At 46.1% G+C, this 16,102-nt stretch carries 10 protein-coding genes; 6 read left to right on the forward strand and 4 right to left on the reverse strand.

Annotated elements, in window-relative coordinates:
* A partial coding sequence (locus ACLGGO_RS18670; protein WP_446420437.1) for a HEAT repeat domain-containing protein occupies window positions 1–3,381 on the reverse strand: 3,381 nt, incomplete at its 3' end.
* A 174-nt stretch (window positions 3,382–3,555) separates the two neighbouring features.
* Here ACLGGO_RS18670 and ACLGGO_RS18675 point away from each other — a divergent pair.
* Entirely contained in the window at window positions 3,556–3,726 is a 171-nt protein-coding gene (locus ACLGGO_RS18675; protein ID WP_446367753.1) for a hypothetical protein, read from the forward strand.
* A gap of 142 nt (window positions 3,727–3,868) precedes the next feature.
* Here the strand turns inward: ACLGGO_RS18675 and gcvP are convergent, their stop codons facing one another.
* Together gcvP and gcvH are read right to left on the reverse strand one after the other, a co-directional pair.
* A complete protein-coding gene (gene gcvP / locus ACLGGO_RS18680; RefSeq protein WP_446420438.1) occupies window positions 3,869–6,850 on the reverse strand; it encodes an aminomethyl-transferring glycine dehydrogenase in 2,982 nt (993 codons plus the stop codon).
* A gap of 249 nt (window positions 6,851–7,099) precedes the next feature.
* Window positions 7,100–7,492 (reverse strand): glycine cleavage system protein GcvH, encoded by a 393-nt coding sequence (gene gcvH, locus ACLGGO_RS18685; protein WP_446335662.1) that lies wholly within the window; start codon window positions 7,490–7,492, stop codon window positions 7,100–7,102.
* A gap of 63 nt (window positions 7,493–7,555) precedes the next feature.
* Between gcvH and ACLGGO_RS18690 the strand changes: the two genes are divergently transcribed.
* The 5 genes from ACLGGO_RS18690 to ACLGGO_RS18710 all read left to right on the forward strand — a co-directional run bounded on the left by ACLGGO_RS18690 (window position 7,556) and on the right by ACLGGO_RS18710 (window position 14,888).
* Window positions 7,556–8,392 (forward strand): alpha/beta hydrolase, encoded by an 837-nt coding sequence (locus tag ACLGGO_RS18690; protein ID WP_446420439.1) that lies wholly within the window; start codon window positions 7,556–7,558, stop codon window positions 8,390–8,392.
* Between the two features lie 103 nt (window positions 8,393–8,495).
* Window positions 8,496–9,479: a quinolinate synthase NadA gene (gene nadA, locus ACLGGO_RS18695; RefSeq protein ID WP_446420440.1), complete on the forward strand. Its 984-nt coding sequence runs from the start codon at window positions 8,496–8,498 to the stop codon at window positions 9,477–9,479.
* A 464-nt stretch (window positions 9,480–9,943) separates the two neighbouring features.
* Window positions 9,944–10,555 (forward strand): cation diffusion facilitator family transporter, encoded by a 612-nt coding sequence (locus ACLGGO_RS18700; RefSeq protein ID WP_446420441.1) that lies wholly within the window; start codon window positions 9,944–9,946, stop codon window positions 10,553–10,555.
* A 228-nt stretch (window positions 10,556–10,783) separates the two neighbouring features.
* The gene (locus ACLGGO_RS18705) at window positions 10,784–11,392 is read left to right on the forward strand and encodes a TIGR04282 family arsenosugar biosynthesis glycosyltransferase (protein ID WP_446335658.1); all 609 of its coding nucleotides are present in this window, start codon (window positions 10,784–10,786) and stop codon (window positions 11,390–11,392) included.
* Between the two features lie 292 nt (window positions 11,393–11,684).
* Window positions 11,685–14,888 carry a hypothetical protein gene (locus tag ACLGGO_RS18710; protein ID WP_446420442.1) on the forward strand — a complete coding sequence of 1,068 codons (3,204 nt, stop codon included), beginning with the start codon at window positions 11,685–11,687 and terminating at the stop codon, window positions 14,886–14,888.
* Between the two features lie 600 nt (window positions 14,889–15,488).
* On the opposite strand, the gene ACLGGO_RS18715 is transcribed toward ACLGGO_RS18710, so the two are convergent.
* A complete protein-coding gene (locus ACLGGO_RS18715) occupies window positions 15,489–16,085 on the reverse strand; it encodes a PEP-CTERM sorting domain-containing protein (RefSeq protein ID WP_446420443.1) in 597 nt (198 codons plus the stop codon).
* Window positions 16,086–16,102 lie beyond the last annotated feature (17 nt).

The raw sequence follows: 16,102 nt of genomic DNA on the forward strand, positions 1-16,102 counted from the left end.
CCCTAAACTCTCTGCGGCTTGCAAACGAGTAGATTCATCGTGTGAGGAATGAATTAATTTGACTAAAGCGGCGATGGCGTGGGGATTATCTTTGCCAATTTCTCCTAAACTATTTGCCGCTTGCCTAGGGGTATATTTATCTTGAGAGGTATGGATTAATCGGACTAAAGCGGCGATGGCTTGGGGATTGTCTTTGTCTATTTTCCCTAAACTCTCTGCGGCTTGCAAACGAGTAGATTCATCGTGTGAGGAATGAATTAATTTGACTAAAGCGGCGATGGAGTGGGGATTATCTTTGCTGATTTTCCCTAAACTCTGTGCGGCTTGCCTACGGGTATATTCATCCTGTGAGGAATTGATTAATTGAACTAAAGCGGCGATGGCATGGAGATTATCTTTGCCAATTTCTCCTAAACTCTGTGCGGCTTGCCTACGGGTATATTCATCCTGTGAGGAATTGATTAATTTGACTAAAGCGGCGATAGCTTCGGGATTATCTTTGTCGATTTCCCCTAAACTCTCTACAGTTTGCCTACGAATGTATTCATCCTGTGAGGAATGGATTAATTTGACTAAAGCGTCGATAGCTTCGGGATTATCTTTGCCGATTTCCCCTAAACTCTCTACAGCTTGCCTACGAATGTATTCATCCTGTGAGGAATGGATTAATTTGACTAAAGCGGCGATAGCTTCGGGATTATCTTTGCCGATTTCCCCTAAACTCTCTACAGCTTGACCATGACTATCTTCATCCTGTGAGAAATGGATTAATTCGACTAAAGTGGCGATAGCTTGGGGATTATCTTTGTCAATTTTTCCCAAACTCTCTGCGGCTTGCAAACGGATAAATTCATGTTTTGAGGAATGGATTAATTTGACCAAAGCGGCGATAGCTTGGTGATTATCTTTGTCAATTTCCCCCAAACTCTCTGCGGCTTGCAAACGGATAAATTCATGTTTTGAGGAATGGATTAATTTGACTAAAGCGGCGATAGCTTCGGGATTATCTTTGCCAATTTTCTCTAAACTTTCTGCAGCTTGCCAACGGGTAGATGCCTCTTGTGCGGTATGGATTAATTCCACTAAAGCGGCGATCGCTCTTGGACACTCCGTCTGTAGCAACACCGCCCTTGCTCCCTCTTCTACCGGATCAAGAAATCTCCGCCACTTCTGTTTTTTAGTGTTGAAACATCCAAAGCCCAGTGTAATCATTGTCTCTACTATTTCATCTGCCCAGGAACAATCTTTAAACTCAGCAATTCCGGCTGCGGTGATAAAATAGGCTCGATACCAATAAAAACCTCCGCATCCATCCTCAAATTCTACTAACGCCTGGATAAACTCCTCCTTCTGTTCCTTTTCCACATCCTCACGCCCCAACCACAGCAAAATAACCTGTTTCCATTGCGGCTCAAATATGCGGTAAGAGAGATCCCCCCAACCCCCCTTCAAAAGCAGGGCTTTTAGAGCGTTAGCTGATTCTCCCTCTTGATCAGTTAAGGTTAGAGGTGGGTTTCGATGATTCAAGAAAAAGTGCCAATCTTCAACCGCCAGCGCGGCAAAATATTCCTCAAACGTGGGGTGATAAAAGGCATAAACTTTCTCATCTGGCTTTTCTGCTGCCACTCCCACCACATTCAACCAACCCAACTGCAATGCTAAGGAAAACAGTGAATTTTTATCCGTTATATTTCCTAATTCCTGTTCAATAAACCCTTCCCGCAAGCGGAACCGCGATGTACCTTCATCAATATCCCGCAGCGCTAATTGTCCCAAGGCTTGATTTAATTCATCTTGCCTATCGGTATGAAAAATAGACGCTTTCCAGATATAAAACTGCTGGACAAACTTCTGATACAATCCCGCCTGGGTATCGGGTAAATGTCCCTCCCAGGTTTGCCAGGTACTACATAATAGCGCTAACCGTAGGGGATTTTGGACTAAATCGCGGATGCGGATGCGTTCGGGTTGGGCTAATTCGGCTTTTAATCGTTCGGCTTTTTTAACCCCCTCCGACTCCCCCTTACTAAGGGGGAGAGAAGTAGAGGTATCTTGATTAAGGGGTAGAGAAATAGATGTATCTTGACTAACAGAAAGACAAATAGAGCCATCTTGCTCCCCCCTTACAAAGAGGGGTTGGAGGGGATTAAACCAATTATCAATAAATTGATGTACCTGCTGGGGATAATCAAAATCTAATAGGCGATAGGTTTCAAAGGTTTCTAATGCATTCGTAGACGCCAACCAAACATTTAACCGACAGGTTAACACCACCCGCGCCTGATTAATCCAACCCGTTAATTGATCCGCCATTGCTTGTATGGGATTCTCGGATGTCATTCTGAGTGGAACGGAGTGGAACGAAGAATCTCCCCAATTTCTGGCGTTGTTCAGCTTAACAGTAGAAGCTACTATCTCATCCACCCCATCCAACAGCAGCCACACCCGCCCCTGTTCAATTTGCTTAACCAAATCATCCCGAATTATTTGACTCAATCGCGTTGGCGGAATCGCTTGATTTAACCAAACCTCTAACAAATACTTGCTAATATCCTTACCCGACAAATCCGCCAGATTTATCCAAATCGGCAACCCTAAATTCTTCTCCAATAGCCAAAACGCGATCGCGTGTAGCAATGTTGTCTTTCCCGCCCCCGGTTCGCCGATTAAAGCAATCTGTTTCCCTTGGCTTTTTCCTTCCCCTTTCTCCAGAATCTGACTAAAAAATGTATCATGTTCAAAACGCTGGGTTTCCTGATACTGGGGTTCATAGAGTTGGGTTCCTTTTTCGGGTAAAAATTCGCGATCGCGCTTATCCTGTTTTTTCCTCTCCACCAACGCCAGAGGTACATAAATCTGTTCCCGTTCAAACTTGGCAGACTCTTCCTGCATCAAAATATTACTGGTAGCGCGTCGCCGTTTCTCCAGCATGGCGTGGCAAATCTCACGCCAATGTATCCCGTTTTGCTTTGGCGATACGGCGGGTTGCTGCAATTTTTTCCCTCTTTTTCTCTCCCACGCTTGATCAAACTGTCTCAGATTCTCCGCTTTATCCGATGACCAAAGTTTTAGCGTAAAATGCCAATCCTCCGCCCCCTGATTTTGGGTGCGGTTATCCTCTAATATCTGCAAAAAATCTTTCAGATAATACCGTAGCGCTTCGCGGACTTTCCGCTTGTCTAAATTCCCCTTATCATCATCCTTCTGGGTGAGTTCAACCAATACTCTGAGAGTGGTTCTGACAATCAACTGGTGCTCCTCACGCCAGTCGAAACTCAGTTTAACCTCTTCCTCAAACTCGTAATTCACATAACCCAGAATGGCGGATAATACCCGCCTCACCCAGGCTTGCACATCAGAACCGTGGCTATACTTTGGCATTCCTCACGCCTAGAAATTTTGCCCATAAGTTTGGGTTACCCCAAGGTTCCTCCCTCTACCCCAAACCCCTTGACTCTGATTCTAAACGATTCCCCGGATTGGCTGAAATGCCTTTGCTTGGAGGGATTAACCCAAAATTACCTTGACCTTGTAATCAAAATCAAGGTCAAATTCATGACACGCCCAACCCCTAAAAAAAGAGCGATCGCACTTATCCTGATCGAATTCTCCCTTCCTCTTGTGTTAGGTACATTCATCCATCCCAAATTAGAACTCAGTACCAGTGCAGGGTTTGTGATGTGGCAGATTAGCCAAGTGATCCGTTCAACGCGCGATCGTTCGTAGTTCGTAGTCAGGGCTTTAGCCCATCATCCTTTCGCACTCAGAGTTTTAGCTTCAATGATGTTAACTTGAACGGCACTGAAAAAGCTGGTGGGCAATGCCCACCCTACGTATCAAGAGTTTCTGCAAACCCCACTAAATGGGTTTAATTTTGGTTATATTCCTCCATACCCACACAAGAACAAACCAAATTGCGATCGCCAAAGGCATTGTCAATCCGCCCTACCGCCGCCCAAAACTTGTGTTCCCTTGTCCATGGTGCGGGATAAGCCGCTTGTTCGCGAGAATAGGGGCGATTCCATTCCCCTGCAATTAAAACCTCCGCCGTATGAGGAGCATTTTTGAGCACATTATTCTCCTGATCAACCTCCCCTGACTCAATCGCCTCAACCTCTTGGCGAATCCCAATCATCGCATCACAGAACCGATCCAACTCCTCCTTCGACTCACTTTCCGTCGGTTCCACCATCATTGTCCCCGCTACGGGCCAAGAAACCGTTGGCGCGTGGAACCCATAATCCATTAACCGCTTGGCAATATCATCCACCTCAATCCCGGCTGACTTTTTCAAACCCCGCAAATCTAAAATACATTCATGCGCCACCAAACCCGATTTCCCCTGATACAAAATCGGATAATAAGGCGCTAAGCGATGGGCAATATAATTCGCATTCAAAATCGCCACCTTCGTCGCTTGGGTTAACCCATCTGCCCCCATTAAAGCGATATACATCCAGGAAATCGGTAAAATACTCGCACTTCCCCAGGGGGCTGACGCCACAACGCCCACGGAATCGTGATTTGTCACCGATCCATAACCTTTAACAAACGACACATCCGGCAAAAACGGCACTAAATGAGACTGTACCCCAATCGGTCCCATCCCCGGACCCCCACCACCATGGGGAATACAAAAGGTTTTGTGTAAATTTAAATGGCAAACATCCGCCCCATAATCCCCAGGACGACACAATCCCACTTGGGCATTCATATTCGCCCCATCCAGATACACTTGTCCACCATGAGCATGAATCGTATCGCAAATTTCGCGGATTTCTTCCTCAAAAACGCCATGAGTAGACGGATACGTCACCATCAACGCCGCTAAATTCTGGCTGTGCTTTTCTGCCTTTGCCTTCAAATCCGCCACATCGATATTCCCTTGGTCATCACAGGTAACGGCTACCACCTTTAATCCTGCCATAACTGCACTCGCCGGATTCGTACCGTGGGCGGATTGGGGAATCAAACAAATCTGTCGATGTCCCTCGCCCCGGTGTTCATGATACTGGCGAATTACCAGCAATCCCGCATATTCCCCTTGCGCCCCAGCATTGGGTTGTAAGGAAATCCCGGCAAACCCGGTAATTTCTGCCAACCACGCCTCAAGCTGTTGGAATAAAATCTGATATCCCTGGGTTTGAGATAAGGGGGCGAAGGGATGAATCTGGCTAAATTCCGCCCAAGTAATCGGCATCATCTCGGCTGTGCCATTGAGTTTCATCGTACAGGAACCCAAGGGAATCATTGAGGTGGTGAGAGATAAATCCTTAGCTTGGAGACGATGGATATAGCGCAATAATTCGGTTTCTGAATGATAACGGTGAAAAACTGGGTCAGTAAGATAGGGACGGGTGCGGGTAAAAGGAGGTTCAAAGCTGTCAACGTCTCGTTTCAGCAGGGAGTCAACGGGAAACGGTAGCGAATCAATGCCCTCGACGCCAACTGATCCGAAAATATCCAGGAGAGTCACCACATCTTGGAACGTTGTCACTTCATCCAGGGTAATCGCGATCGCAGCTTCATCCAACACCCGCAGATTCATCCCCCTGGCTTGCGCCGCCTTGAGAATATCGCCGAGTTCCTGGGCATCTAACTCCACCCGCACCGTATCAAAGAACGGTTGTGAACTAATGTTATAACCCAAGCGTTCTAACCCAGCTGCCAATATCATCGTTAACCGATGCACACGCAGAGCAATTTGCTTAAGTCCCTCTGATCCATGATAAACCGCGTACATACTGGCAATCACCGCCAGCAAGACTTGTGCCGTACAAATATTACTCGTGGCTTTATCCCGACGGATATGCTGTTCACGGGTTTGGAGGGCAAGGCGCAAGGCGGGTTTCCCTTGGGCATCCTTAGACACACCGACAATTCGCCCTGGAACCTGCCGTTTATACGCCTCACGGGTGGCAAAATATGCCGCATGAGGTCCACCGTATCCCAGGGGTACACCAAAGCGTTGAGTCGTTCCTACGGCAATATCCGCACCGAATTCACCCGGAGGTGTCAGCAGGGTTAGACTCAAGGGATCAGCCGCAACCGTGACTAAACCGCCCGCCTCATGTACCTTACTCACAAACTCCCGGTAATCGTAAATTGTGCCATCAGTGGCAGGATATTGCAGTAATGCGCCAAAAATTGGCGACTCAAACTCAAATGTCTGATGATCACCGACAATAATCTCCATTCCCAATGGTTTGGCACGGGTTTGCACCACCTGAATCGTTTGGGGATGGCAATCCTGAGAGACAAAGAAGGCATTGGCTTTAGTTCTGCACAAGCCATAACTCATACTCATGGCTTCCGCCGCCGCTGTTCCTTCATCCAGTAACGACGAATTGGCGATATCCAAACCCGTTAAATCAATAATTAGGGTTTGAAAGTTCAGCAACGCCTCCAGTCGCCCTTGGGCAATTTCGGCTTGATAGGGGGTGTAGGCTGTATACCAGCCTGGATTTTCCAGAATATTCCGCAGGATCACCGGTGGGGTAATACAGTCGTGATAACCCATGCCGATGAATGAGCGAAACACCTGGTTTTTTGAGGCAATGTCCTGAAGTTGGGTAAGGGCAGCTTTTTCGCTTTGGGCGGGGGGTAAGTTGAGCGGATGATTTAGCCGAATGGTTGAGGGGACAGCGCCATCAATCAGTTCATCCAAGCTGGAGTAGCCCAAGATATCCAGCATTTGCCCTACGTCTTCAGCATTGACACCAATATGCCGTCTAGCATAAGAATCGGTTGATACTAAATGATCCGCCGCCGCAGAAACAGTTGGCTGAGAATCATTAGAGACGCCATTGAGGGTTGTGTCTGGATTAACTGAGACATTTGAGTTAGTCATATCAAACCGATTCATTCAAAGATTTGGGTGCATCAAGCCGCTAGAGTCAGGACGACTCCTTATTATTTTTTAACAAACCATTCGCGATCGTGCTGTCATTGGTCATTTGTCATTGGTCATTGGTCATTGGTCATTCGTCCTTTATCATTCTTTGATTAGGAAATTTCTCCCCCTGCTCCCCCTGCTCCCTCTGCTTCCCCTGCTTCCCCTGCTCCCCTGCTCCCCCAGCTCCCCCTGCACCCCTAACGCTTACTCCTCTCCTTCCACCTGAGCCTGATATTCAGACGCAGACAAAGCGTCTTCTAATTCATCGGCATCATTAACCCGCACTTTCAGAAACCACCCTTCACCATAAGGATCTTCAGCAATCAGTTCGGGAGATTCCACGACAGCATCGTTGCGTTCAATCACCGTTCCTGTAACCGGGGCATACATATCCTCAACAGCTTTCACCGATTCAATCGTGCCAAAGGTTTCCCCTTTTTCCAAAGCACTATTCACATCGGGCAGTTCGATGAACACAATATCACCTAACTGATCGATGGCAAAGGCACTAATCCCGATAGTGGCAATTTCCCCGTCGAGTCGTACATACTCGTGGCTGTCTAGATACTTTAAGTCATCAGGATACTCTAAAGCCATTTCATGTCCTCAAGAAAGCAGCAAAGCTAAGTGTACAACTTCCGATCGCGCCATAATAAACAGATGGATAAAGAAACCCTCAAACGGCGGCTATTGGGTGAGTTTACCTGGAAACGACTCGTGCGATCGCTAATTTTTATCTACGTCTTCTTTGCCTTATACGTCTTCTTCATCGCAGATCGGATGATTTTCCTACCCTCCCCCTCCAGCTACCCAGACACCCCCGACATTCTCAAATTGACGACGGCTGATGATATCCAGATTTCCGCCGTTTACTTGCCCAATCCGGCAGCTACTTATACTATCCTCTACATTCACGGCAATGCCGAGGACTTAGGCAATATTCAGCCCCTGCTGCATCATCTGCACAGTCTCGGGTTTAGCGTCTTTGCCTACGATTATCGCGGCTATGGCACGAGTCAGGGAAGTCCCTCTGAACGTAATGCCTATCGCGATAGTGACACCGCCTTTACCTATTTAAAAGAGCAACTGAAAGTACCACCGGAACAAATTATCGCCTATGGACGTTCCGTCGGCGGCGGTTCAGCCGTAGATTTAGCCGCCCGTCACCCCTTGGCAGGTTTAATCCTCGAAAGTTCGTTCACCTCCGCCTTTCGCGTCGTGCTACCCATCCCGATTTTACCCTTTGATAAATTCCCCAACCTGGACAAGATCACCCAGGTGAACTGTCCCGTCTTAGTCATCCATGGCACCGCCGATGAAACCATCCCCCTCTCCCACGGAAAACGCCTATTTGCCGCCGCCCCTGAACCAAAACTCTCCTTGTGGGTAGATGGTGCTAGTCATAATGATTTGTTCTGGGTGGCTGGGGAGCAATATGGGGAAACTTTACAGGAATTTGCCCAATTAGTCGCCAAAACTCAATCCCCTGACAAATGACAGATGACGAATCAGTCAAGAAAGAATGACATCACCTCTGCTATTTTTGGTAAAATTTACTATAATTACTTTGGAAGGTTTATATTCCGGGTAATTTACAACATTGTTTACAACCGTACTGCCTCAAACGACCCAACCCTTTGGGTCAATTCCCGATGACCTATTTAACGCCATTGACATCCTCAAGCAGGAACTCAACGCCGTTATCCTTGCCCACTACTACCAAGACCCCGATATTCAGGATATTGCCGATTATATTGGCGATTCTTTAGGACTTTCCCGCCAAGCAGCTAATACAGATGCAGATGTCATCGTCTTTGCGGGTGTTCATTTCATGGCAGAAACTGCCAAAATCCTCAATCCCGACAAACTCGTTCTCCTACCCGACTTAAACGCCGGTTGTTCTCTCGCTGATAGTTGTCCCCCGGATGCGTTTGCCCAATTTAAGGCAGAACACCCTGACCATTTAGTCATATCTTATATCAATTGCTCCGCCGAAATTAAGGCGATGAGTGATATTATTTGCACCAGTTCCAACGCCGTCGAAATTGTCCAGCAAATTCCCCCAGATCAACCGATTATTTTTGCCCCAGACCGGAATTTAGGGCGTTATGTGATGCAGCAGACTGGTCGTGATTTGCTGCTGTGGCAAGGGAGTTGTATTGTTCACGAAACCTTCTCGGAAAAGAGAATTGTACAGCTACAGATTGAACACCCCGATGCCGAGGTTATTGCTCATCCCGAATGCGAACCCCCAGTACTCCGCCAAGCGAGCTACATTGGCTCAACAACAGCGCTGTTGAAGTATTCGCAAACCAGTCCCCGTTCAAAATTTATTGTGGTGACAGAACCGGGAATTATTCACCAAATGCAAAAAGAAATGCCCAATAAGCGTTTCATTCCAGCACCTTCAACTAATAATTGTAACTGTAATGAATGTCCGTTCATGCGGTTGAATACGCTGGAAAAACTCTATCTAGCCATGAAGCAGCGTCAGCCAGAAATTACGTTACCCGAACACATTCGGATTGCGGCTTTACAACCGATTCAGCGCATGTTAGACATGAGTGCCAAGGTCAAAGTTTAGGTTCACCAAAAATTAGGGGGAAAGTCCCATTAACTGTTTGGGTGGAAACTCAATGAAGCAAACGCTCAAACATCAATTTGTAATACCTTGATTTGACCCCTCCCTAACCCTCCCCTTATCAAGGGGAGGGAACTCTAATGATTTTGGTTTTCCCTGATTCTTTAGCAGGGCTGGTTTAGTTAAATTATTTGTTTGTGCCAAAATGTTATTGGTAAAACCCACCCCTACACTCCCGTTTCTACAAGGAACATGCGACTAGAGGCGCAACTGGATATTAGGTGTAATGGCGTTGAAATAAGCATTTTTGAATCGCTGAAACTATTGCTATACCGTAGGGTGGGCATTGCCCACCAGCATATCAGTCAGTGCCATTCGTATTCGGTGAAGTGTGGGGGAATGTTATTAGTGATATCCTGTATTGAACGGATCTACTAACCCCACAAATCCTGCCGAGGTATTTTTTAATGAGCAAGCTTTATCAAAAAGGACTTTATTTAGAATATTTTACCGTTGGCTATAACATTCTTGAAGCCGTTGCTTCTATTCTTTTAGGTGCGCTCAACAATAGTATTGCATTAATTGGGTTTGGACTGGATAGTATTGTTGAATCCTTATCGGGATGCATTTTAATTTGGCGTCTCAGCCAGCATCAAAGCATGACACCGGAAGCTGAAGATAAAATTGAGCAACGAGCCATCCAGTTTGTGGCAATTACATTTTTCTTGATGGCTGGATATATTGGATTTGAATCGCTGAGAAAGTTAATTACACAAGACGCTCCAGATCCATCATTGCTGGGTATTATTCTCGCTATCCTCTCGTTGATTATTATGCCCCTATTGGCATGGCAAAAAAATAAAGTTGGGAAACAAATTAATAGTAGGGCGCTGATTGCCGATGCGAAAGAAACCTTGGTCTGTTCCTTTCTCTCTGTGGCATTACTTTTAGGGTTAGCTGGTAATTACTGGTTTGGCTTTTGGCAAGCTGATCCGTTTGCCGGATTTATTATCGTTTTTTATTTGATTAAAGAAGGCTGGGAGGTTTGGGAAGAGGCTCATGAATCTGATGTTGACTGAATCACTATACCATGTCTCTAAATTCAATAAACTCTTGACTAATTTTGGTAAACACGACAGTCAACCCGGTAGGGACACGATAGTATCGTGCCCCTACAAATGGTGATTTAGATGCCAAGAAAGCGTAAGCTATGAAACGGTCACGCATTTAATTAGCATACCCCTACACCTCACAGCCCTGACAACGATTTGACTATCGTCTATTTAGATGCACATCAGCTTAATCGAATGACTCCAGCTACTGTAAACGAAACGCTAATTATTTTTACGCGCTATCCAGAACCGGGAAAAACTAAAACGCGCCTGATTCCTGCTTTAGGTGAGGAAGGTGCAGCAAAACTGCAACGCCAGATGGCAGAAAATACCCTGGCTAAAGCAAAAAAACTGCAAGATTTTCATCCTGTATCTGTAGAAATTCATTTTGCTGGAGGGAATCAACAGCTAATGGAATTGTGGTTAGGTGCTGATGTAATTTACCGTCAACAAAGTGAGGGAGATTTAGGCGAGAGAATGGCATTGGCATTTGAGAGATCATTTGCAGGGGGAATGACTGGAGTGGTGATTATTGGTACAGATTGCCCCGATTTAGACACTCAAATAATGTCTGAAGCATTTCAATGGCTTGAAGCACAGGATTTAGTATTAGGACCTGCCCAAGATGGGGGATATTATCTGATTGGTTTGCGGCGGTTAATTCCTGAACTCTTTGTGGGAATTAATTGGGGAACCTCACAAGTCAGACAACAAACCGTAGAGATTGCCGATAACTTGGGATTAGCCATCGCATTTGAGCCAATGCTCCATGATATTGACCGTCCAGAGGATTTGAGCAGGTGAGGACAGTCCGTTATTGTGCAAGCGAGAGAATAGTTGTCCTCTATCGAGAGACTGATTTTTTTACCGAAAAAGTGTGATTAGATTAGCCCCTATCGCGTTATTCTTAGCGCGAGTTTAGCGAAATCATAGGACTATGAGGAGTTTATCGGGCTTTTGCCCGGTGTAAGTCTGCCCAGTTCGGCTAACTTTCCCCTACCCCTGGAAATCTATCCTAGGGGTAGATTTGCCGTTCGTCGCCGACGCTGTCTTCACCACCTCCAACCTATGACTGTTGAAACGTAAATGGTAGATAGTGAATAACCTCAAAACTCACTCCCTTAGTGGGGTAATCAGTAGCCTTGCCCTTTCCTTGTGCATCTGTAGTCTTTGGACTCCTCCAGTTCAGGCTGAAGGAAGCCGCGAATTAACCTCAAGTGGAGGCTTTCGCCCTTTTTTGGACTATCGCAATGACTCCTTGGAGACAGGACCAATACTGCGCCAAACGGTGATTCAGGTTTATGCTGAGGCAGGTGAAACGCTCTATTTAGGTTCAAGTGCTGTGGGCATCGGTCAGGGTACGATTAATTACACAAGACCCAGTGGTGCATCTGGTAGTTGCGGCACCAGGGGTAAGATTGAAAATCGTGCAGAAGAAAGAATCGGTCCTAATACTCTTTTTTCCGGTGGTTACACACCTTGTACCGTGGACGTTGATCAAACTGGGGTTTGGCAAATTAACATTGTTAGTCCTAATCCTTCAAGTACAGTCAACCCAAACCCTATTCCCGCCGACGATTCTTGGTCCTCACAAGGTAACAATGATAACTTTGTAACCGCTTGGGATGTCACCGTAGCCGATGCGGGTAGAGAAATTCAGGGTCGCGCCTTTGCCAATTATCTGGCGCTGAATATGGGAGGTAGAGAGGCTCCCCTGAGTTCCGAAGCCTACATCCTGACCGAAGAAGGTTATTTGTACCGCATTGATTTGAACGGTATCGAACCCTTCGGATTCATCTTTTTCTCAAACAATAAAGGATTTAGACGACCAAGCGGAGAACCATTCTTCTCCTCTGTTCCCCTAACTCCACCCCCTGACTTCCAAAATCCGTTCACTAATCCCAATACTGGTGATGACCGAACCCACAGAATTTTCTTTAACCGACCTGAACCCGGAATTCTAAATACGCCCCTAGAACCCATAGCTCCTGGAGAGGTGAGGGATTTTCGATTTATCGGTAATGATGGTACGCCCGGTCAAGCCGCATCGCCAGGTGGTGGTACATTTAGGTTCACCACGACACGGGCGGGTAGTTACAGAATTGTCATTGACTTGAATGGCGATGGTATTTTCGGAAATGATGACGGCTCAATCCGAGACAGAATCCTCACAGGTCGAGTAAGCCAAGGGGAAAATGAAGTGGTTTGGGATGGGCTAGATGGAGATGGAAACCCCCTACCAGGTGGTCGCCAAGGATTCGAGGTTCGCATTAATCTGTTTGCGGCTCAAGTCCATTTTCCTTTTTTAGATGTGGAAGCGAATCCCAATGGGATTATCTTAGAACGGCTGAATGGTCGAAATAGTCCAAATTTTACAGTTTACTATGACGATAGTCGTTTTAGTGGACCCGGCATCCCTCCTGATCCCCTAGATGCCTCAATCAACGGAGTTGGTCTAGCAGGAGTCAGCAGCCGTAATGGCGCTCATAGCTATGATTGTATTAATTCTAGTGAGGAAACAACCTGCTTTGGCGATCGCAGGGGTATTGACACTTGGACTTTTTTACCGTCTCAGGATTTTACGTTTACGGATGCTATAGTCATTGCCAAAGCAGACTTGGCAATTGAAAAACGTATTCGTTCAGACCAAGTTGTTGCCAATGGTAGGATTGTCTTTGAAATCGCGGTGACCAATAATGGTCCTAATGATGTCATGGGGGCAACGGTAACGGATACGATTCCTGATACGATTACTAATGTCAGGTGGACTTGTGCGATTACTAACGGTACTGGGAGTTGCGGTGCGGCAAATGGTACAGGCAATGGGATCAATACAACCGTCACTCTCAATCCGGAGGCTACCGCTACTTATACGGTAATCGGCACTCTCGCCAGAAATGCTTCGGGGACATTAACCAATACCGCCACAGTTCCCCTCGGACCGAATAACTCCGTAGGAGATGACATAACAGACCCCAATCCTGATAATAATACCAGTACCGTTCAAACCCCCATCGAACGAACCGCCGACTTGAGCCTAACTAAGACTGCAGCCCCTGCTAGTGCTGCACCGGGGGAAAATGTAACCATCTCCATCACCGTAACCAATGATGGACCTCTAGCCACGACTGATGTGCGAGTTAGGGACTCATTACCCGCCGGATTGAGCTTTATTTCAGCGACACCCAGCCAGGGAAGCTATGATAACCAAACTGGCGTCTGGACGGTGGGCAATCTTGATAACGACAGTAGCGCCACGTTGCAAATTGAGGCAACCTTAACCACAAGTGAAACCGTAGTGAATCGAGCGCAAGTCATAGCCTCAGATCGACCTGACCCAGATTCTACACCAGGAAATAGCATTGCTGGTGAGGATGACCAAGATAGTGCGGCGATTCCCTTGCAATCGGTTGACCTCGGCTTGAGTAAAACCGCACGCCCAAATCAGGCAAATGTGGGAGACGATATAACCTACACTATTACTCTGACCAATAACGATACTAATGATGCTACGGATGTGGCGGTGACGGAACCCTTGCCAACTGAGGTAACATTCAGATCGGCAACCGCGTCTCAAGGTTCATACAATAGCAGAACCGGAATTTGGTCAGTGGGGAATCTAGTCAATGGTAACGAGGCTACGTTAGAGATTATCGCCACTGGGGATATTCCTGGTTCTGTTACCAACACGGCGGTGATTAGTGCTTTAGATCAAGATGATCCGAATCCTGGAAATGATCGAGCTAGTGCAGAAGTGTTTTTTGCCGGAGAACCGCGCCTGCTTCTGGTGAAGCGCATTACTCAGGTGAACAGAGATGGACAAGTGCTAGAAGGAATTAACTTTAATACTGTTGTAGACGATCCCAATGATCCTGATGATAATGCTATTGGGTGGTCTCAGCTACCTGGGAGAGGGCTTTTAGGTGTTCCCAGAATTAGTCCCGATAGAGTTTTGCAAAGTGGTGATATTGTTGAATACACGATCTATTTCTTGTCAAATGGTGGCACAGGGGTTAATGGGGTGAATATCTGTGATCTCATTCCAGAAGGGACAACGTTTATCTCTGATAGTTTTAGGCAAGGTAGGGGAATTTTGTTAAATCAAGACGGGACACCCATACCCCAAAGTAATGCAGCGGATCAAGATTCGGGGATATTTTTTCCTCCTCTAAATCCTGTATCAACGCCCTGTGCTGAAGCCAACAATCCCAATGGAGCCGTGGTTTTGGAGTTAGGCGATATTTCTAACACACCTCCAACTAATGTGGGATTAATGCGCTTTCAGGTCAAAATTAATTGAAAATGGGCAACCAATGTAACCTCAAAGGTGTAACAGTTAACTCAGTGGGTAGAAAGCGCCTTGGTGGGGCTTAGCTTAATCGCATTGCCCCACGGGGGAAACTTCCGCAAAGCTTACGTCATAAGCGATGGTGAAAGCCCTCGTGATTTATCCGAGGGATGAAACCGAGCAATGTGTTTAGTTTAGCAACTTTAGTTGCTTTTCTTTCTAATCTTAGGTATAATAATAATATGAGAAACAGAGTTTGTAGGTGATAACTCTGTACAAATAAAAACCTTCTGAAAAATATTAAATGGTGTAATTGGTCTTGCTAGGATGTCAAACGAGCCAAAATTCGTACAATGCCGATTTCTCAGTCGGAATAGCACTTTTGTAAAAAACTTAAAAAACTAAATACTTGATAAGTACCGTAGGGCATACGGAAACTTCCTAATTAATTTAGGTAAAAGCTTGGAGAGCTACCAAAAAAAAGGGGTTCTAGATATTAAGTGATATTCTAGTTGACTTCGGGTAGGACATAATTGTGTAAGACCTAATTAGAGGTGACTCGAAAGGGCGATGATTAGCTCAAGAATCTCCCGCGTTTTAACCGGGAGAGTGTCAATAAAACTTTCTTTTCAGCACAGAAGCTCCAGCACCGAAAGCAAAAATTGTGCCTAAAACAGTAGCGGGTTCGGGAACCGAAGTATTAGAAGTGTCAGAAGTTGTAAGGATAACATTTGCTGCGGGATCTGTATAAGTATACCCTCCTGCCAGCCCTACTGCAGCAGTAAACGTGATTTCCTCAGACTCTCTTCGTAAGCTATACTTAGGGGCGTCAAAAGCGATGCCAAAATCAATGATTAAATCCCAATTTACGGCAGAAGAAAACTCAAAATCTACGTCGGGTTGTAAACCGGGTAGAGTAGGATCTAGACCGGTTAGAGTAGAAGCTGGACTTAAACTTAGGTTTAGCTCATCAACGTTAACACCCCAATCACGTAGGGTGTTGTCCTCATCATAAACTACAAAACCGAAGTATTCAGAAGATTTTGGCAAAATGTCTTTCAGTAGATCGCTAGAATCAACCAAGGTGAAATTACCAGAAAACTCTTGTCTAGTGAGAACTTCTCCTAGGGCGGGAGTGATGGGAACAACAATGCCTATTAAGGAACCGACGAGAGTGACACTAGCTAATTGCTGCCAAGCTTGATTCATAAAAATCCTTCGTTGTG

This window comes from Coleofasciculus sp., assembly GCF_046565525.1.
GTDB lineage: Bacteria > Cyanobacteriota > Cyanobacteriia > Cyanobacteriales > Coleofasciculaceae > Coleofasciculus.

Bases quoted from the DNA above. Each gene is read 5' to 3' on its own strand.
- ACLGGO_RS18675 (WP_446367753.1), top strand. From the start codon at position 3,556: ATGACACGCCCAACCCCTAAAAAAAGAGCGATCGCACTTATCCTGATC.
- gcvP (WP_446420438.1), bottom strand. From the start codon at position 6,850: ATGACTAACTCAAATGTCTCAGTTAATCCAGACACAACCCTCAATGGC.
- gcvH (WP_446335662.1), bottom strand. From the start codon at position 7,492: ATGGCTTTAGAGTATCCTGATGACTTAAAGTATCTAGACAGCCACGAG.
- ACLGGO_RS18690 (WP_446420439.1), top strand. From the start codon at position 7,556: ATGGATAAAGAAACCCTCAAACGGCGGCTATTGGGTGAGTTTACCTGG.
- ACLGGO_RS18700 (WP_446420441.1), top strand. From the start codon at position 9,944: ATGAGCAAGCTTTATCAAAAAGGACTTTATTTAGAATATTTTACCGTT.
- ACLGGO_RS18705 (WP_446335658.1), top strand. From the start codon at position 10,784: ATGACTCCAGCTACTGTAAACGAAACGCTAATTATTTTTACGCGCTAT.
- ACLGGO_RS18715 (WP_446420443.1), bottom strand. From the start codon at position 16,085: ATGAATCAAGCTTGGCAGCAATTAGCTAGTGTCACTCTCGTCGGTTCC.